The sequence below is a fragment of the Mucilaginibacter gossypii genome, assembly GCF_900100945.1.
Classification (GTDB): Bacteria; Bacteroidota; Bacteroidia; order Sphingobacteriales; family Sphingobacteriaceae; genus Mucilaginibacter; species Mucilaginibacter gossypii.
In genome coordinates, this window is sequence record NZ_FNCG01000002.1 from 77,800 (window position 1) to 97,445 (window position 19,646).

Genomic DNA, 19,646 nt, shown 5'->3' on the forward strand with positions numbered 1-19,646 from the left:
TATCATCAAATGAAAAATAAAAAACATCTGCTACTTTTTGTACTTGGCATGTTAATGCTACCTGGCTTACTTAAGGCCCAGGGCATTGGTAAGCCGGTTTTATTTAATGCGGCATGGTCTTTCCACAAGGGCGATATCAGCACGGGGATCAGCGGGATCGCTTCCGAAACGCAATGGAGAACTGTTGATCTGCCGCATGACTGGAGCATTGAAGGCCCTTTTAGCGATGAATGGGCAAGTGCTACCGGTTATTTGCCCGGGGGGATTGGCTGGTACAAAAAGAGTTTCGCCGGTAATGCAGCCTGGAAAGCGAAGCAGGTATATATTTATTTTGATGGGGTATATAAAAACAGCGAGGTATGGATCAACGGGCATTATTTAGGTAAACGTCCAAATGGTTTTATTGCGTTTCAGTATGAGCTGACCAGGTATCTAAATTTAACCGGAAAAAATACGATAGCTGTAAGAGTAGATCACAGCGAGTTCGCTGATTCAAGGTGGTATACCGGCTCGGGTATTTATCGTAATGTATACCTCATCGTTAAAGATCCTGTACACATTGCTCCCTGGGATGTAGCATTTACAACGCCTGATATTTCGTTAGAGAAAGCTACCGTAAAAGCTAAGGTGAGTGTTACCAACAGCAACAAGGTTGATGCTTCTGTATTAGTGAAAGTAAACCTGCTTGATGAGAAAGGAAAAGCGGCTATTGCCCTCCAAAAACAAATAAAAGCAAAACCGGGAGTACACGAGGTTGAGTTTGAGAAAGAATTATCGTCCCCCAAACTATGGGACACCGAAAAGCCCGAGCTCTATAAATTACAGGTTTCACTTAGCCGCAATGGTAAAGCATTTGACGAGGTAACGCAATCTGTAGGGATCCGCGGTATCCGTTTCGATAAGGATAAGGGTTTCTTTTTAAATGGTAAAAGTACCAAACTTAAAGGCGTTTGTATCCATGATGATGCAGGCGCCCTGGGTGTAGCCGTTCCGCAGGAAGTTTGGGTACGCAGGTTGAAATTATTGAAAGATGCAGGAGTAAATTCGCTCAGGTTAAGCCATAACCCTCATGCCGATTATTTATACGATTTGTGCGATAAGATGGGCTTTTTAGTAATGGACGAAGCTTTTGACGAATGGGAGGTAGGAAAAAACAAATGGGTAGCAGGCTGGAATGTTGGTACGCCATCCAAAAACGGATACCACGAATATTTTAAAGAATGGGCAGATCGGGATGTAGCTGATATGGTACTGCGAGCGCGTAACCATCCATCTATCATTATGTGGAGCATTGGTAACGAAATAGATTACCCCAACGACCCATATACCCATGAGGTGTTAAACACAGGCCGCAACCCGCAGATCTATGGTAAGGGCTACCTGCCTGATCATCCCCCGGCAAGCGGTTTAACACCGATAGCCAAACAATTAGTTAAAGCTGTAAAAGCGGTTGATCAAACCCGCCCGGTAACTGCTGCGCTGGCCGGTGTGGTGATGTCGAACGAAGTTGGCTACCCTGATGTATTGGATGTTGTGGGCTATAATTACCAGGAATACCGGTACCCCGAAGATCATAAAAAATATCCCAACCGGATCATTTACGGCAGTGAGAACGGCATGCAAAAACAAGCCTGGAACGCTGTAGACAGTAATGAATATATTTCGGCCCAATACCTGTGGACTGGTATAGATTACCTGGGTGAAGCCGGCAAATGGCCGCAGCGCAGTAACGGAGCAGGACTTATTGATCTGGCCGGCTTTAAAAAGCCTGAATATTTCTTCAGGCAAAGTCTTTGGTCGGACAAGCCCATGGCTTATATAGGTGCACGTCCTATAACCGGGACCGATGACAAAGGGATCTGGAGCCACCGTACTGCCGAGCCTGTTTGGAATTGGCAATCTGGCAGTAAAGTAAAAGTTGATTGCTTTACCAATTGCCAGGAAACAGAATTGTTCCTGAATGGCAAATCTCTTGGTAAACAAATAAGCGGCGCCGCAAGAGGGCAGGTTCCATCATGGCAGGTTGACTATGAGCCTGGCGAGCTGGTTGTTAAAGGTTACAACAACGGTATTGAAGTATGCACTAACAATATCAAAACAGCCGGCGATGCTTATCAACTTAAAACGGTAGCTGATAATATCCTGTTTAACCATAACACAAAAGGCTTGAGCCAGATTGAGATTTACATTACCGATAAAAACGGGAACCCGGTATTTACTGCTACCGATGAGATAATAGTAACAGTTAACGGCGCAGCTAAACTATTGGGTCTTGAAAGCGGCAGCAACAGCAGCCATGAAAGCTACCAATCAAACAAACGTAAAGCATTGCATGGGCGCTTATTGGCCTATGTACAAACTACAGGTAAACCTGGCGTGGTACAGGTGCAGTTTGGTGCCGGTAATCTTAAATCATCAACTATAACATTAACCGTAAAATAGTCAACCCCCTTATACAAATAAAAACTAAAACCCTGCATTTTTTCAATTTATGAAACTTATAAAACTACTGTTCCTCTTTGTTATCCTGTTTGCATCAGCAAAGCTGCAGGCGCAAAATGCCAAACATACTTTTGCTCTTGGCGATACTACATTTCTGCTTGATGGTAAACCGCTGCAGATCATTTCAGGCGAAATGCACTATACCCGCGTTCCGCGTGAGGCCTGGCGCCAGCGTATGAAAATGGCCAAAGCAATGGGTTTGAACACTATTGGTACCTATGTTTTCTGGAATGTTCACGAGCCACAAAAAGGACATTATGATTTTACAGGCAATCATGATATTGCTGAGTTTGTTAAAATAGCAAAGGAGGAAGGCCTTTGGGTGATACTACGCCCAAGCCCATACGTTTGCGCCGAATGGGAGTTTGGCGGTTACCCATACTGGCTTGAAAAAGAGCAGGGCTTAGTGGTGCGCAGCAAGGAGCCTAAATACCTGGAAGCTTATAAAAGATATCTTACCCAGGTAGGTAAGCAATTGTCACCACTGTTGGTGAACCACGGCGGTAATATTTTAATGGTACAGATAGAGAATGAATACGGCTCGTACGGCAGCGATAAAGATTACCTGGCCCTTAACCGCAAAATGTTTATTGATGCTGGTTTTGACGGCCAGCTTTACACCTGCGACCCTGAACCAGCTATAAAGGATGGTCATTTACCGGGCTTGCTGCCTGCTATAAACGGTGTCGATGATGTAGCAAAAGTTAAAAAATTGATCGGCGAAAATTATAATGGCAAGGGCCCTTATTTTATTGCCGAATGGTACCCGGCCTGGTTCGACTGGTGGGGAACCGCGCATCATACTGTACCGGCGGCTAAATTTATACCAAAGCTTGATTCGGTATTGGCAGCAGGTATTTCCATTAACATGTATATGTTTCATGGCGGTACAACACGCAGCTTCATGAACGGTGCAAACTATAATGATCAAAATCCATATGAACCACAAATCAGTAGTTATGATTATGATGCCCCGCTTGATGAGGCAGGTAACGCTACCGATAAGTTCATGAAGTTTAGAGAGGTGATTAGTAAACACCTTCCGGCAGGCGTAACCCTGCCCGAAGTTCCGGCTGCTAAACCTGCTATGGAGCTGCCTGTAATTAAATTTACCAAATCAACCAGTTTATTTAATGTGTTGCCGCTTGCAAAGACCAACAATACTCCGCTTACTTTTGAAGACCTGAACCAGGCTTACGGTTTTGTGTTGTATCGTACAACCATTAACGGCGGCAAATCTGGTCTGCTTAAATTGAAAGACCTGCGCGATTATGGCATGATCTTCGTAAACGGTAAGCGTGTGGGGATCGTCGACAGGCGCAAATACCAGGATAGCTTGATGATCAGCTTACCAAAAGGAAAGGTAACATTGGATATTTTGGTTGAAAACCTTGGCCGCATCAATTTTGGGCCTTATCTGCTTAAAAACAAAAAGGGTATTACCGAAAAGGTACTTTTTGCCGGTACTGAGCTGAAAAACTGGAAAATGTATTCACTGCCTTTTGATGATATCAATAAAGTGAAAACAAATCCGGCAATTAAAAAAGTTGCAGCTAACAACGCACCGCAATTGAAAAAAGCAGTTTTCAAGGTTGATAAATTGGCCGATACCTATCTTGATATGAGTACATGGGGTAAGGGTATTGTTTGGCTCAACGGACACAACTTAGGCCGCTACTGGAATTGCGGTCCTCAGCAAACCTTGTATGTGCCGGTTGAATGGCTCAAAAAAGGTAATAATGAAATTACCGTACTTGAACTGATAAAACCATCAGAAAATACATTAAATGCGATTGATCACCCTGTTTTGGATGTTTTAGGGAAATAGGGTCAGGGTAGCCAATTAAAAGGAGGGCGCTGTTACTTTAAAGAAAAAGTAGCAGCGCCCTCCTTTATTATATTACAAGTTTTGAGCTAATCAGCTTTAGCATGCTTTAACAGGTGTACACCAATAAGGTATGGCATTATGAAAGGGATGGCAGGTATAGCAACAAGGTAACCGGCGGTGCCGAATGGCTCGGGCCAGTAGGATGGTAATACAACCAGCATCATGCCTATTAAACCGAAGATGATATAATACCGGCAGGCAACCGGATTAAAACGCCCGGTGACTTTAAGTGAAACGGCAAAAAATACGGTGCCAAGGTACATCAGTAATACTTCGGCTATACTGATCACATAAAATAAACTTTTTATTGGCCCATGCAGGTCCGGGCGTTTGGAAACACCTGATTGTATAAACACCCCGAATGCATCGGTTAGATAATATCCCCAAAAAGCCATGTTGATGATAAAGAGTGGCAATGCAAGATTAATCGCTGCTGAAGCCATTACCGAATATAGATTTTCGCCTGCCGCCTGTAATTTTACTTTCAACAATGCAGAACCCTGCGCGAATAAAATACCGCCTGTAATGAGTATAGTATACCGGATCTGCTGCTCTGCAGCAGCATTTACCCAACCCTGTAAAGTAGCAGGTGGTGGCCCCATTCCGGCGAAAATGGAAAATAATAGCCAGGGTGCAAATAGTAATAAAGCTGTGATTACCTGCTTCTTTATCTCCTGGTTATTGTTTCGGAGTTGATAGCCACCTAAATGCCAAGTTGCTGCTACCATTAAACAGGCGTTAACAACCCAAATTGGCAAATAAATTTTATAACTCACGTGGCCTATCCCAAATCCTATAGCTACAACTGCTAAAGGTATAAGGCATAAGTAAACCAGGCTCAGTTTTTGTTTAAAAGCAAGCCACTTCATGATAAGTAAGAAGGTATATAAATTAACATCAGAAATAAATTATTTGGTAAAAATGATGGTTGCGCCGGCTAAAACTTTTTATAGTAATCAAGCGGGGGGCCTACACGTTCAAAGCCATGTTCCTTTCTGAATGCGTCAAGCTCGGCTTCGGATTTACCTTTCATCAAACCATCGCTCAGTGCCTGGAAACAAGCTTCCATTTTACCGGCCGGCTGAAAGGTAATCAGCATTTTAGCTGGTGCGCCATCGCCTATTTTAGTAAAAGTATGCGGAACGCCCCGCGGTCCAAATACACTGTCGCCGGGTTTGGTATGAAATAGCTGATCTCCTACTTTTATTTGAAATTCACCTTCTAAAATATACCACCATTCGTCCTGCTCATAATGTACATGTAGGTTAGGCCCGCCTTTTTTAACCCGGGTTGATTCATAAACATACATATCACCATCAGTGTCCCTGGTTGAAACTTTGGTATAGAAAGTATCACCATCAAATAAGTGCATTGGATTTTGCGCGCGATCGGCTCCTGCATCGGTTTTAAAGCCTTTCTTTTCCCTGGTTTTGAAGAGGTTATTGGCAACTCCATCAAATGGAATAGCTAAAAATGTGGCAGCGCCCATCAAAGCGCGTACAAATGTATTCCGTTTCATATCGGGTTGTTTTGATTATGAATGTTTTTTCAGAAGGTTTACAAAGAAAGATCAACGGGAGTGAAAATACTTTTGAGTTTGTTACAAATACTTTCTGGTTCGTTACATTTTAAACCTGTGTGTCGGGCAGTAGGTTGTACTTGCTATGCCTTGTTGTGCTTTAGGCAGTTCGCCGGCGTGGAAAAACCCAAGCGAGTGATTGAAATGGCAGTGGCATCGAAAAAAAATAAAGCGGGTACATGGAAAACCAGCCCCGCTTTATCTAAAAACATTTTTAACAGTGATTAAGCTGCTGCGTTTTTCTTTTCAGTAACTTCTTTACGGATATCCGTAGCTAATACTTTTAACTGTTGCATAGCGTTACGCAACCTTGTACCGGCAGCTTTGTTGCCTTTTTCATAAAAGCTTGCCGCATCAGCTTCAGCTGCTGCGATTACTTCTTTCACTTTTTCGAAATTTATCATTTTTTTATTTTTTAAGGCCGCAAATGTAGGGAATATAAGTTTATAGGTAAAATGGGCTTTTTCATACTTAAAGTATTCCGTTGCGGTGTAATTAAAATAGTAAAGCCTTTCGCATAAACGGAAAGGCTTTACTGTTATTATGGATAACAGGAGGTTATTTAACCGCCCATTCGTGGATCCCGGAAGAATTATCAACCGGTAACTGAATTTCCATCCGTAAGGCTGTAGTAGCAACTGGCTCAAAAGTAACTACGTTAAAGCTATCTTTACTTATGGCGTAGGGTGTAGTATTTTTAACAGGAACCCACTGCCCGTCTTTTTTATACAGGATCTTGTACGATACCGGGATACGGCAGCCACCCCATGGGCCGTCATCGTACCAGTAAACTTTCGATTCGCTTACGGTATGTTCGGCATCAAAATCATATTGCACAAACTCATTGGTGTTTTTGGCGGGCCACCAGTGCAGGTATGGGTAGTTGGTATCTTTGGAATCGGCGGGTTCATACTGGTCTTTTATGGCAGCAAACATCCTTACGTTTTTTAACGACGCGCTTACTTTGCTGGTGCTGGCAATGGTAGGTGCCGGTTTTGGCCGCACTGCCGAAGTTTCATAGGGGATCCAAACGGTCATTTCGCTTGGACCGCGATTGGCCCAGGCATAGTAGGGGATAGCCTTCACCATTTGCTCGGTTTGTAAAATGCTGTCGGTTTTTAGTTGGCGTTTGGCGCTTTTTCCTTCTGCACTGATTACATCAACACCGTTAAGCAGGTCGGCATGATAGTTGGCATCGGCAATGGCGTTTTTATCAATTAATATGTTTTGTACTAGGCTATCCTTGTTATCAGGGCCTTCAAGGCAATAAACAATAGGGCCGCGCTCAAAGGCAAATCTGCCACGGTCGTCTTTAACCTGTTGATTGGCCAATACCTTTTCGGTTTCCATCGGTAATAAAAGTGAAACCTTATCGCCTTTTTTCCAGGTGCGTTTTAATACGGCATAGCCTTTTTCTGTTTCAAATGATTTTGCCTGCCCGTTGATCATCAATGTAAGCGGGAAAGACTTCTTATCCATGAAGGTATACAGATCGCCGGGGACAGGTTGTTGTTTTGCCCAGCCCGGGATACGTACCCTCAATGTAAATTCACCCGCTTTATCCGGGTTAACAGTGATATCCACCCTACCTTTCCATGGGTAATCCGTTTGCTGTACTATGTTCACGTTACCCTCAGTAAGTTTGATATTGCTTGAGTTGCTCATGAACAGGTTAACGTACAGGTCGTTTTTGTTTTTGGCATACACATAACCCGGTAATGAAGGTAAAAAGCGGGTCATGTTGCTGATACAGCAGGCACAACTGATCCAAGCGCTGCGCTGGTGCTGGAACATGGAAGCCAGCGGATTTGGATAGAAAAATCTGTTACCACTCAACGAGACGCCCGATAACAGGCCATTATAAAGCGTACGTTCAAGCACATCAATATATTTCGAATCGCCGTGCAGCAGGAACATCCTGTTGTTCCAGTAAACGTTGCCAATGGCCGCACAGGTTTCTGCATAGGCCGACATATTAGGTAATTGATATGCCTCGCCAAAAGCTTCACCTGCCCCGGTTGCACCGATGCCGCCGGTGATGTATAATTTCTTGGTTACCACATCGCTCCATATATCATCTATGGCTGCCAAATATTTGGTATTACCTGTCAATGCAGCAATATCGGCCATGCCGGTGTACATGTAAGCAGCCCGTACCGCGTGCCCTTCGGCTTCATGCTGGTCAACTACCTTTTTATCGGCCTGGTTGTAAGCATCTCCTTTTGGGCCGCGTACATCTAAAAAGAATTTGGCAAGGTCGAGGTATTGTTTGTTGCCGGTAACCCGGTACATTTTTGATAAGCCGATCTCCACAATCTGGTGGCCTGGATATTCCTCAATTTTGCCCGGCCCGAAAGTTTTAACAAGTAGGTCAGCATTTTTTATGGCAATGTTGAGCAGTGTGCGCTTACCGGTTGCCTGGTAATGTGCTACAGCGGCTTCATAAAGGTGGCCTGCGTTATATAGCTCATGACTTAGATCTTCTTCCTTTTCCCAGCGTTTGGAACCTATCCATTCATGCGGCTTTTTGGCGTTAACAGTCCTGAATGTGTATAGATAGCCATCTGGCTCCTGGGCCGCGCCAATAATGGAGATGAGGCTATCAATGGATTTATCAAGCTGCGGGTTCCTTTTATTCTGCATAGAATAGGATGCACCTTCAATGGCCTTATAAACGTCTGTATCATCAAACGGAAACTCACTTAACTTATCGCCATCCAGTTTTTTTGCCGCACGTAAAAAGTTATCCATACGCCCGTTTGCCTTACATTGCGCCAGTACATACGGAATGGTAACGGTGGCATTTACTTCCATTTTGGGCTGCCAGAAGTTGTCATTTACATGTACGCTGGTGAAGACAACAGGTTGAATAGGGTAATCTTTTTGCTGTGCCAATACCGGACTTGTAAGTGCAGCCAGTGAAAAGGCAAGCGCACCGGCAACTTTTTGTTTATTGATCATGATATTCAAGTTCTTTTACTTTAAAATTAGTTTTTAACCATCCGGCTGCCGTAAACCGGGCCTGCGCTGTTCTCTTTTTGCGGCAACAGTTTTACGGTTACTTTTTGTTTGCCTTTTGTCAGTTCAATAGGCAAGGTGTAGCTGATATCGTAAAAACGGCTCTCTTTATATTGGTTCAAATCTTCAGAAGCCAATTTAACGCCATCAATCAGGATATCAAATTTTCTGCCGCGGTTATCCATGCCCCAGTAGCTGTTAATCAGCGTGTTTTGTGCATTGGCATCAACCTTCATTTCGTATTGCAGAAAGCCTCCGTTTTCTGTCGACCGCCATTTCTTTTGGTGATCTTCGCCTGTAGTGGCGTTTTCACTGCTGAAATTATGATCGCGCTCGGGCTGCATTTCGCCTACACGCAAAATATCCAGGGTGCGGGCTTCCAGTTCCTGTTGTTTTTTCCTTTGTTCATCATACGCTTTTTGCTGCACAACCCAGGCCTGTGGTGTAAATACGTCCCAGTAAACAGAATAGTATTGATTTTGGGTTTGATTAAAAGGGATCAAAGTAACTTCTTCGGGTTTTGAGATATTCACCGTGCGGAAACTTAGCTGTTTTTTATCAACCATTTGCAGCCATTGGTTAGGGTCAGTTTCGCTGGTCACAAAAACCGGAACACCTTTCAACGGATCGGGCTCTGTATTGCCTAAAACACCAGCCAATAATACCGGGCCGTAAAATACCGCGCGCCTGTTGGCATTGTCGGGCATGGCTTCGGTATAAAGTTTTTCGGGTGTTGTAAATTCAATTTTATCGTTGTTGCTCCATTTGCGGTTTAGCACAATATATCCCTGATCATCAGTGGCAGCATTTTGAGTTTTCCCGTTAATGCTGATGGTTGGGTTGGCAGTCCATTTTGGTTTACGGATGCGGATAGCCATGGTAAGCGGCTTTTTGGTGTTCACCGTAAATGTGATATGATCATCATTAGGGAAACTGCTTTGCTGCTTCACCGACAAACCTTTTGATGCCCAGTTAAGTACTGAGGGGATGAACAGGTTTACATATAAGCTGCCGTCGGTACCTTTAAAATAAATACTTTCGTTGTATTTAACATGGTTTTCCATGCCTGAACCAACGCAGCAGGTAAAATCATCAAATGGCGTACTATAATGCTTGGTGCCGCCCATACGCAATGGTACAAAGTAGCACATCATCCCATCAGTGTGGTTTTGCGATGCAAGGATATGGTTATACAGCGCTTTCTCGTAGTAATCCATCAGCATGGCCGAAGGCTCAACCGCAAACAAATGCCGGGTTAATTTCAGCATGTTGTAGGTATTGCAGGTTTCGGTAGTGTTTTCTGTTAGCTTATCGTTCAGTTTGTCTGCATCGCTCAGGTATTCATAATTGCTGTTACCTCCTGTTGCGTAGGAATGGTGGTTAACAATGGTTTCCCAAAAGAAATCGGCTATAGCCTTGTCTTTTTTATCGCCGGTAAGCTCGTATCTGCGTGCACTGGCTATTATCTTAGGGATCTGGGTGTTAGAATGCTTGCCCGGCAATATATCCTGCTTTTGAGATAGCGGATCGAGGATCTTTTTATCATAGAATTTATAGGATAGCTCCAGGTATTTTTTATCCCCATTAATAGCATAAAGGTTAGTTAATGTTTCTGCCATACCTCCATATTCACACAGCAGCATTTTTTGCAGTTTCTCGTCATCAAGGTTTTTGATGGTTTCGCCTGTCCAGTTGGCCATACCTTTGCATACTTTTAAGGCTTCGGCATTATTGCAATATAAATAGGCATCAAGTAACCCGGCCATAATTTTATGCACAGTATACCATGGCGACCAGCCACCGTTCAAATCGAAGCCACGGGAGCGGATCTCGCCTTTGGCAACCTCGGCCCAGATAGTGTCTTCTTTGGGGATTGCACCCACGTAACCTGTTTTGCGGGCTACCTGGCATTCGTCAAGTTCTTTAACTATATAGTTTACGCGTTTCAAAAATTCAGGATCGCGGGTTGATGCGTAGTGCATGGAAATGGCCGACAGGTAATGTCCTAATGTATGCCCTGCTAAACCTGATGACTCCCAGCCTTCGTACATTTTACCTTTAGGTGTAAGGCCCGAATGCGAGCGAAAAGCTGAAAGCAATCTGTCGGGCTCTATAGATAGCAGATATTTAACATCAGCATCCATTGCCGTTTTAAAAGGGCTTTCCAATAATTGAACGTCCTTTAAATTAAAAGAATAGGCTTTAACCGGAACTACCGGTTTTATCTTTACCCGGGTATCGTTCAATTCGGGTACGTAGGATTGTGCCTGGATAGTTTGTGCCCCTGCTAAGCAGGCTACGAGGCATAAGTTCAATTTAAACCACTTTTTTATTAGCATGATATGTTTGTGTAACGGTAAGAATAACTTTCAACTAAATTAGTGTGCTTTGCACAATTATTTTGAATAATATTTTGCAGTTGATAGCAGGATTTTATCCGTTTTTTTAACGTGCAGGTTATTTACAGTGAGTTTATTAACGATACTGCGAATTAACTATCAATATATTAACGTTTTAACGGGTTTTTATATAAATATAATATCAAATTAATGCTATTGTAACAGTAATGTTAAGATACGGGCAGTATTGGCAAATTTCATAAAAAAACAAGGGGCGGCTCGCAGATAGTTTTACGTGTCTGAAATACAGCATGTAATATATAGTTTTTAACCCCAAAATTTAATTTATGAAGTTTAAACAATTACTAAAGAGGTTCATTTTGCCTTTACTAAGTGTGTTTGTGTTTTGTTACAGCACCTACGCGCAAACAGTAACATTAAAAGGAAAGGTAACCGACGAGAAGGGCGAGCCCATAGTTGGCGCTTCCGTTAAAATAAAAAATACAAGCGCCGGCTCTGTTACCAACGGTAGTGGTATGTTTAGCCTTAACTATACCGGACAGGGTACACTTATGGTAACCGCTATTGGTTTTGCAACCCAGGAAATTAAGTTAACAGGACAAGCTCAGGTTAATGTAGCTTTAGCCGAGGATAATAAACAGCTGAACGAAGTTGTTGTTACCGCTCTGGGTATAAAACGCGACAAAAGGATCTTAACTTACAGCTCCCAGGAGGTAAAAGCCGAATCGATTGCGCAGTCAAAAGAGCCCAATCTGGTAAATGCTCTTGCCGGTAAGGTATCAGGCGTGCAGGTTACAAGCTCATCGGGTACGCCGGGTAGCTCCGCAAGGATCGTGATCAGAGGCGCAACTTCATTTTATGGCGAAAATGGCCCCCTAATGGTTATTGACGGGGTTCCTGTTGATAATGCTGAAACAGGTAACCTTAACTCCGGCCCGGGCACAAATAGACTGGCTGATATTGATCCCTCTATTATTGCCAGTATGAACGTGTTGAAAGGTGCTGCAGCAACGGCCCTTTATGGTTCAAAGGGTGCGAATGGTGTTGTTATTATTACCACTAAAAACGGCGCTTTGAATCAAAAGCCGCTTATCACTTTTTCTTCCGACTTTTCTTTTGAAAACCCGTTGTTGCCTCAAATTCAAAATAAGTATTCGCAAGGTACAAACGGTATTTATTATGATGGCGTAAATCAAAAAACAAGTACATCATGGGGTGCGCGCATGGACACCCTGAAAATAAATGGGCAACCCGCAAAAGTTTATAACCAGTCTGATCTGTTTTTTAAAACCGGCCACACGTATAATAATACTGTTAACATCGGCGGTGGCGGTAACAATTCTACTTACCTGGTTTCGTACTCTAATTTTAACCAGCAGGGTACGGTGCCAACAACTAAATTTTTGCGTAATACATTCTTCGCTAAATATAGTGCACAAGTGCTTAAAAACCTGACTACTACATTTCAGCTAAATTACTCCAATTCGCAAAATGACAGGTTGCCGGAAGGTTATGCGCTGGAAAGCCCGGTTTGGACAATTTTTACAGCGCCGGTATCATACAACCTGCAGCCCTATTTAAATGCCGATGGCACCCAGCGTTTGTATCGTTTTTCACGTAATAACCCATATTGGGTTTTAGATAACATCAAAAACCATTCGGGCGTTAACCGGTTTTTGCCAACTTTTACTGCCGATTATAAACCCCTGTCGTGGTTAACTATTACCGAAAGGTTTGGTGCCGATGTTTATGCCGAAATGGACAGGTATCATGAATCAACCCAGTCGGTGTCAAACCCCAATGGCAGGCTGGTTGATCAGAACCTTACTTACCGCCAGTACAATAATGATTTATTAATCAGTGCTAACAAGCAGTTTGGCAATTTCAATGTGGATGTTGTGCTGGGTAATAACCTGATCTCTACCTATGGTGAAAGTACATACGCAAATGGTGTTGGCTTAACTGTACCCGGTTTGTATAATATGGCTTCCGCATCAACAGTTAATTATAGTGAAGGCTCATCATTGCAGCGAAAAGTTGGTTTTTATCTGCAATCAAATATCGAATATAAACGTTTTCTGCTATTGTCATTAACCGGACGGTACGATGGTAACTCTGTACTTTCGATAGACCACAGCTTTTATCCATATGGTTCTGCTGCCGGTAGCTTCATATTCTCGGAGTTTTTTAGCCCCGAATTTTCAAAGGTCATGAATCTGGGCAAGGTAAGGGTTTCATATGGTACCGTTGGTAACGATGGCAGCATTGGTGCCTATAGCTTGTTAACCCCATATAATAAAGCAACTGTCCGGAACCTCTCTTTCCCTTATAACCAGCAGGCTGGTTTTTTAATCAACGATGTACTGGGCAATCCTAATCTTAAAAACGAGCGTATCAACGAGTTTGAAGCAGGGTTTGAGGCGGGTTTCTTTAATAACAGGATCAGTCTTGAGGCTTCATTCTACAATAAAAAAACAAATGGTGGTATCATACCTACTGTGGCGCTTCCGCCCTCAACAGGGTATTCTGCAACAAGTGTAAACTCTGCAGTAATGCGTAACAAGGGTATTGAAGTATTATTAAATGTAAACCCGATAAAAAGCCGCGACTTTAACTGGGACTTTACTTTAAATTTTACACGTAACAGGAATAAGGTATTATCTATTTATAAAGACCTGTCATTGATTAACATTGGCTTTACCAATGTCGTTATTGGGCAGCCTTACGGCGTGATATATGGTACCCGTTATGCTCGTAACGCTGCAGGTAAGTTATTGATTGACGATTCGGGGCTTCCATATGCCGATGATAACCAGGGTATAGTAGGTAATATTAACCCAAACTGGCTTGGTGGTATTAACAACAACTTCAGGTATAAACAATTCAATTTCAGTTTCTTTTTTGATATCAAACGCGGCGGCGATATTCAAAATAATGTTGATGGCTATGGCTATTTCTATGGCACGCCAAAAGTTACTGAAAACCGTGGTTTAAGAGTAGTTGATGGTGTAAATGCAACTACCGGGCAACCAAACACAGTAGCAGTTAACGGTCAGGCGTATTATCAGCGCGCAAACGGTGTGCTGGAGTCTGTTATCCAGGACGGCAGCTATGTTAAACTGCGTAATGTGAGTTTAGGTTACACTTTAAAACCATCATGGTTAAGTAAAAGCCCTTTCAAATCGGCAACATTTAGTGTAACGGGCCGCAACCTTTGGATCCATGCACCGCACTTTACCGGCGGCGACCCGGAAGTTAGCTCATTTGGTTCATCAAATGGTTCACAGGGGATCTATTCATTCTCAACCCCAACCTCAAAATCAGTTGATTTTAGCTTGAAAGTTACCCTATAATTTAAATCACTAATAAGAAATTGTCATGAAAAATAAATATATCACGTTAATAACATGCGCGTTGGTAAGCTTTACGGGCTGTAAAAAATACATTGATGTAAACCACGATCCCAACAGACCTATCGATGTTAAAGAATCACTGATCCTGGCCCCGGTTGAAGCTGCCGTATCACAAAATATCACCGCCGGCGGTAACCTTCCGATAGTAATACAGCAATACCTGCAGGTCATAGCCTTAAACCAGGTACCGCCAAATTTTGGCACTTATCTCATGTATCATCAGGATATGGACGGTGACTGGTATAATTTTTACACGCAAGTGATGAATAACCTTGTACTGTTAAACAAAAAAGCGGAAGCCGATGGTAATGCGAATTACGCAGCCATATCAAAGATTTTGCTGGCTTATACACTTGGCTCGGCTACTGATGTTTGGGGCGATGTTCCCTTTTCAAAAGGTTTTCAGGGTATTGCCAACGTTACACCAACTTATGACAGCCAGGAATCTGTTTATGCGCAGATCCAAACCCTGCTCGATAATGCTATTGCCGATATCGCCAAAAGCAGCGCTACCGTGCCAACTGGCGATGATTTTTACTACGCCGGTGATATGAGCAAATGGAAAAAGGCGGCTTATACGCTAAAGGCACGTTATTACATGCACCTTACTAAAGCACCCGGTCATACTGCAGCAGCACAGGCACAGTTGGCACTCACTGCCCTTCAAAATGGTATGGCAAGTAACGATGATGATATGAAAATGCCTTTCGCTGGCGGGGCCGGAGCCGAAAACCCATGGCAGCAAAACTTTTTACCGGGCTCAACGCTGGTATTGGCCTCAACATTTGTTGATGGTTTTGCAAGCAGAAAAGATCCCAGGGTATCAAAAATGGTAGCGCCTGCAATTGAAACAGGGTTATATACCGGAAGAGTGATCGGCTCGGACGATATTGGCAGTTTGGAGGCCTACTCATTAGGTGGCTCTTTTTATGCAAGTACAAGTTCAAATAACTATATTGTTACTTACTCGGAGGCATTATTTTTAAAAGCTGAAGCTACATTTGTAATATCCGGGGCTACCGCCGCACAACCGGTTTACACGCTGGCTGTTAAATCGCACATGTCAAAACTGGGTATTGCCGATGATGTTGCGGATAGTTACTTAACTTCAAGGGGAACGCTTACCAGTGCCAATGCCATGAAGCTCATTATTGAGGAAAAGGTTGTAGCTAACTTCCTGTCGATGGAGAATTATGTTGACTGGAGGCGTACGGGATTCCCGGCTTTAACCAAGGTGAAAAACGCCTTGTCGGATATCCCACGCAGGGTGTTGTATCCGCAGTCAGAAATGACTTCAAACCCGCAGCCGCAGCAAAACGCTAAGCTTACCGACAGGGTTTGGTGGGATGCGCAATAGGCGTTATTTAGCAGGCAATACGCGCGATTTTGACATTATTGGTTAAAATACGGTTATTGTCTGCTAAATTGTTAAATAAACTTATTTAATACTATTTTTAGTTTTGTGAAAAATAATATACAATGATAACTTTTGATTGGAAAGGTGTACTCCCTGCAGTAACTACAAAATTTACAGATAATGACGAACTTGATTTTGATGCTTTTGATATAAACCTGAACGCCCAGCTTGAGGCCGGCGTTGACGGATTTATATTAGGCGGCTCATTAGGCGAAGCAAGCGTTTTAAGCGATGACGAAAAATTCGCGCTGCTTACACATACTGTTGAGTTTGTAAAAGGAAAAGTACCTGTTATACTGAACATTGCCGAGCAAACTACCAAAGCGGCTGTTGCTTACGCCCAAAAAGCATTTGATAAAGGTGCTGATGGCCTGATGCTGTTGCCGCCGATGCGTTATAATAGTGAGGCCCGCGAAACGGTCGCTTACCTTACTACTATTGCAAAAAGTACCGAATTGCCAATCATGATCTATAACAATCCTGTTGATTACAAAGTTGAGGTTACTTTAGATATGTTTGAAGAGCTTGCTGCTTACGATAATATCCAGGCGGTAAAAGAATCAACCCGTGATATATCAAACGTTACCCGCATGATCAACCGTTTTGGCGAAAGGTTCAAGATTTTTACCGGCGTTGATCCCCTGGCTATGGAAAGCCTTGTGATGGGTGCCGATGGTTGGGTTGCCGGTTTGGTTGATGCCTTCCCTAAAGAAACTGTTGCTATTTACCGTTTGGTTAAAGCAAAACGTTATGATGAGGCTTTGGCGATTTATCGTTGGTTTTTACCTGTGCTTGAGCTGGATATTCACCCTAAATTGGTACAATACATTAAACTGGCCGAAGTTGCAACCGGCATTGGTACCGAAAATGTACGTGCGCCACGTTTACCACTAATTGGTGCAGAGCGCGAAAAGGTTCAGAAAATCATAAATGATGCACTTGCTGCAAGGCCTGAGTTGCCTGTAGGCAGCTGGGGTAAATTAACCGAAGTAGCGTTATAATTGCATATGGCAAGTAAAACTTTTTTTTGTGTTGATGCACATACCTGCGGTAACCCAGTAAGGCTGGTGGCCGGTGGCGGCCCTACCCTTAAAGGTGACAACATGAGCCAGAAACGTCAGCACTTTTTAAAAGAGTATGATTGGATCAGGACGGGCCTGATGTTTGAACCCCGCGGTCATGATATGATGTCGGGCAGTATCCTGTATCCGCCTCATGATCCGGAAAACGATGTTGCTGTTTTGTTTATTGAAACCAGCGGTTGTTTACCAATGTGCGGGCACGGAACTATCGGCACAATCACCATAGCTATTGAGGAAGGGCTGATCCAGCCTAAAAATCAGGGTATTGTGCGCATGGAAGCTCCTGCCGGTCTTGTATTGATTGAGTATAAACAGGAGGGCAAAAAAGTAACCTCTGTAAAGTTAAGGAATGTTGCAGCCTACTTGGCTGCAACTGATTTAGAGGTTGAATGCCCTGACTTAGGTACACTTACTATCGACGTTTCGTATGGTGGTAACTATTACGCCATTGTTGATCCTCAGCCTAACTTTAAAGGTATCGAGCATTATACAGCCGGTCAGCTGATAGCCTGGAGCCAGGTGTTGCGCAAACGTATTAACGAAAAGTACCAGTTTGTACATCCGCAGGATCCTACTATCAATACCTGTACGCACATCCTTTGGGCAGGTGCTACCTTATCTGAAGATGCAACTGCACGTAACGCGGTATTTTACGGTGATAAAGCTATCGACAGGTCGCCTTGCGGAACCGGTACTTCGGCCCGCATGGCGCAATGGTTTGCTAAAGGTAAACTGAAAGTGGGTGAGTCTTTTGTTCACGAAAGCATCATCGGCAGTAAATTTATTGGTAAGGTTGAAGACGTGGTTAAGATCAATGATATTGATGCCATTATACCAAGTGTAGAAGGCTGGGCCAAAGTATATGGCTACAATACCATTAAGATAGATGATGACGATCCGTATGCTCACGGTTTCCAGGTGATATAACAATATCCACGTTCCCTCAGGGTCTCTCGCAGAGGACCCTGAGGTTCAACGCTTTCTAAACATCTAATAAATGCTCAGAACGGCTAATCTGCATGGCGTATACATCAGGGTCCTCTGCGAGAGACCCTGATGGGACGTTTAAAAAAAGAATTATTAACAAGCTTTCGGCTTTCCGCCTTAAGCTTTCAGCTTAAAATAAAAATGGCAAAGGTGCTGATAATAGGAGGTGGAATAGTAGGACTTAGTTCGGCTTATTACTTACAAAAAGCCGGGCACGAGGTTACTGTGCTGGATAAAGGCGATATGACAGATAGCTGCTCATATGGCAACGCTGGTATGATAGTGCCAAGCCATTTTATCCCGCTGGCAACTCCGGGTATGGTTTCGCAGGGTATTAAGTGGATGTTTAACAGCAAAAGCCCGTTCTACGTAAAACCATCCTTAAACCCCGAACTAATTTCATGGGGATTGAAATTCTTAAAGAAAGCCAATGCAGCACACGTTGAAAAATCGGCTGTTCCTTTAACGGAACTTTCTCTGCTTAGCAAAAAGCTTTATGAGGACCTGAGCAAAGAGCCCGGTTTTGATTTTGACCTGGTTGAAAAAGGCATCCTGATGTTTTATAAAACCGAAAAGGCTGGCGAGGAAGAAGCACATATGGCCGAAAAGGGCAGGGAATTGGGCCTGGATATGGCGGTGCTTAGTGTTAATGACTGTAAAAAGCTGCAACCCAAGCTTGAACTTGATGTGTTGGGCGCGGTACATTACCGTTGCGATGCACACCTTTCGCCAAATAAGCTGATGGCGGCTTTGATCAGGCACCTGAAAACCGTTGGTGTACAATTGCTTACCAATAAAGAGGTTACTAAAATTGAAACCAAAGGTGGTAAAGTGAGCAGGGTATTGGCAGACAATGAAGAGTTTACTGCTGATGAATACATTATTGCGGGTGGTTCATGGTCGCCGGCTATTGGCAGATTGTTGGGTTTAAAGATCTTGCTGATGCCGGGTAAAGGTTATTCTTTCAATGTAAAAGATAATAGTGAAACTATGCATATCCCGGCATTGTTAGCCGAAGCGAGGGTTGCTATAACCCCAATGAATGGTGGTTTACGTTATGGTGGTACCATGGAACTTGACAAGATCAACGATCGTATCAACATGAACCGTGTAAAAGGTATTGTAGAATCAGTGCCAAAATACTTCCCGGGTTTAAAACCTGCTGTCCCTGAACAAAAGGATATCTGGTTCGGTTTCCGGCCTTCATCTGCAGATGGATTACCATACATCGGCAGGAGCAAACAATATAACAACCTTACTGTGGCTACCGGGCATGGTATGATGGGCTTGAGCCTTGGCGCGGCAACGGGTTTACTGGCAAACGAAATCATATCTGGCAAACCAACCTCTATTGATATTAAAGAATTTGCCCCTGAAAGATCTTAATTTAAACAATTGAT

General features: G+C 43.3%; 12 protein-coding genes. 7 read left to right on the forward strand and 5 right to left on the reverse strand.

Annotation, left to right across the window (positions count from 1 at the left end):
• Positions 1 to 9 precede the first annotated feature (9 nt).
• Together BLS28_RS03815 and BLS28_RS03820 are read left to right on the forward strand one after the other, a co-directional pair.
• A complete protein-coding gene (locus tag BLS28_RS03815) occupies positions 10 to 2,442 on the forward strand; it encodes a glycoside hydrolase family 2 TIM barrel-domain containing protein (RefSeq protein ID WP_091162986.1) in 2,433 nt (810 codons plus the stop codon).
• 49 nt (positions 2,443 to 2,491) lie between these two features.
• Positions 2,492 to 4,330 (forward strand): glycoside hydrolase family 35 protein, encoded by a 1,839-nt coding sequence (locus tag BLS28_RS03820; protein WP_091162987.1) that lies wholly within the window; start codon positions 2,492 to 2,494, stop codon positions 4,328 to 4,330.
• A gap of 86 nt (positions 4,331 to 4,416) precedes the next feature.
• Here the strand turns inward: BLS28_RS03820 and BLS28_RS03825 are convergent, their stop codons facing one another.
• From BLS28_RS03825 to BLS28_RS03850, 5 genes are all read right to left on the reverse strand, one after another.
• Positions 4,417 to 5,259, reverse strand: a complete 843-nt coding sequence (locus BLS28_RS03825; RefSeq protein WP_091162988.1) for a hypothetical protein — start codon at positions 5,257 to 5,259, stop codon at positions 4,417 to 4,419.
• A 68-nt stretch (positions 5,260 to 5,327) separates the two neighbouring features.
• The gene (locus BLS28_RS03830) at positions 5,328 to 5,909 is read right to left on the reverse strand and encodes a cupin domain-containing protein (RefSeq protein WP_091162989.1); all 582 of its coding nucleotides are present in this window, start codon (positions 5,907 to 5,909) and stop codon (positions 5,328 to 5,330) included.
• Between the two features lie 284 nt (positions 5,910 to 6,193).
• Positions 6,194 to 6,373 (reverse strand): BF3379 family histone-like protein, encoded by a 180-nt coding sequence (locus BLS28_RS03840; protein ID WP_090532015.1) that lies wholly within the window; start codon positions 6,371 to 6,373, stop codon positions 6,194 to 6,196.
• A gap of 154 nt (positions 6,374 to 6,527) precedes the next feature.
• Positions 6,528 to 8,930, reverse strand: a complete 2,403-nt coding sequence (locus BLS28_RS03845; RefSeq protein WP_176844363.1) for a glycoside hydrolase family 127 protein — start codon at positions 8,928 to 8,930, stop codon at positions 6,528 to 6,530.
• A gap of 26 nt (positions 8,931 to 8,956) precedes the next feature.
• Positions 8,957 to 11,326 (reverse strand): glycoside hydrolase family 127 protein, encoded by a 2,370-nt coding sequence (locus BLS28_RS03850; protein WP_176844364.1) that lies wholly within the window; start codon positions 11,324 to 11,326, stop codon positions 8,957 to 8,959.
• A gap of 347 nt (positions 11,327 to 11,673) precedes the next feature.
• Here BLS28_RS03850 and BLS28_RS03855 point away from each other — a divergent pair, with 347 nt between their 5' ends.
• From BLS28_RS03855 to BLS28_RS03875, 5 genes are all read left to right on the forward strand, one after another.
• Positions 11,674 to 14,700, forward strand: a complete 3,027-nt coding sequence (locus tag BLS28_RS03855; RefSeq protein WP_091162991.1) for a SusC/RagA family TonB-linked outer membrane protein — start codon at positions 11,674 to 11,676, stop codon at positions 14,698 to 14,700.
• Between the two features lie 25 nt (positions 14,701 to 14,725).
• A complete protein-coding gene (locus BLS28_RS03860) occupies positions 14,726 to 16,117 on the forward strand; it encodes a SusD/RagB family nutrient-binding outer membrane lipoprotein (protein ID WP_091162992.1) in 1,392 nt (463 codons plus the stop codon).
• 122 nt (positions 16,118 to 16,239) lie between these two features.
• On the forward strand, positions 16,240 to 17,178 hold the full coding sequence (locus tag BLS28_RS03865) for a dihydrodipicolinate synthase family protein (RefSeq protein ID WP_091162993.1): 939 nt from the start codon (positions 16,240 to 16,242) through the stop codon (positions 17,176 to 17,178).
• Between the two features lie 6 nt (positions 17,179 to 17,184).
• Complete coding sequence (locus BLS28_RS03870; RefSeq protein WP_091162994.1) at positions 17,185 to 18,186, forward strand: 4-hydroxyproline epimerase; 1,002 nt, start codon at positions 17,185 to 17,187, stop codon at positions 18,184 to 18,186.
• Positions 18,187 to 18,387: 201 nt separating this feature from the next.
• Positions 18,388 to 19,632: an NAD(P)/FAD-dependent oxidoreductase gene (locus BLS28_RS03875; RefSeq protein WP_091163476.1), complete on the forward strand. Its 1,245-nt coding sequence runs from the start codon at positions 18,388 to 18,390 to the stop codon at positions 19,630 to 19,632.
• The last annotated feature ends 14 nt before the right edge of the window (positions 19,633 to 19,646 follow it).

Coding starts and splice junctions, on each gene's coding strand:
- BLS28_RS03815 (WP_091162986.1), top strand. CDS start 10: ATGAAAAATAAAAAACATCTGCTACTTTTTGTACTTGGCATGTTAATG.
- BLS28_RS03820 (WP_091162987.1), top strand. CDS start 2,492: ATGAAACTTATAAAACTACTGTTCCTCTTTGTTATCCTGTTTGCATCA.
- BLS28_RS03825 (WP_091162988.1), bottom strand. CDS start 5,259: ATGAAGTGGCTTGCTTTTAAACAAAAACTGAGCCTGGTTTACTTATGC.
- BLS28_RS03830 (WP_091162989.1), bottom strand. CDS start 5,909: ATGAAACGGAATACATTTGTACGCGCTTTGATGGGCGCTGCCACATTT.
- BLS28_RS03840 (WP_090532015.1), bottom strand. CDS start 6,373: ATGATAAATTTCGAAAAAGTGAAAGAAGTAATCGCAGCAGCTGAAGCT.
- BLS28_RS03845 (WP_176844363.1), bottom strand. CDS start 8,930: ATGATCAATAAACAAAAAGTTGCCGGTGCGCTTGCCTTTTCACTGGCT.
- BLS28_RS03850 (WP_176844364.1), bottom strand. CDS start 11,326: ATGCTAATAAAAAAGTGGTTTAAATTGAACTTATGCCTCGTAGCCTGC.
- BLS28_RS03855 (WP_091162991.1), top strand. CDS start 11,674: ATGAAGTTTAAACAATTACTAAAGAGGTTCATTTTGCCTTTACTAAGT.
- BLS28_RS03860 (WP_091162992.1), top strand. CDS start 14,726: ATGAAAAATAAATATATCACGTTAATAACATGCGCGTTGGTAAGCTTT.
- BLS28_RS03865 (WP_091162993.1), top strand. CDS start 16,240: ATGATAACTTTTGATTGGAAAGGTGTACTCCCTGCAGTAACTACAAAA.
- BLS28_RS03870 (WP_091162994.1), top strand. CDS start 17,185: ATGGCAAGTAAAACTTTTTTTTGTGTTGATGCACATACCTGCGGTAAC.
- BLS28_RS03875 (WP_091163476.1), top strand. CDS start 18,388: ATGGCAAAGGTGCTGATAATAGGAGGTGGAATAGTAGGACTTAGTTCG.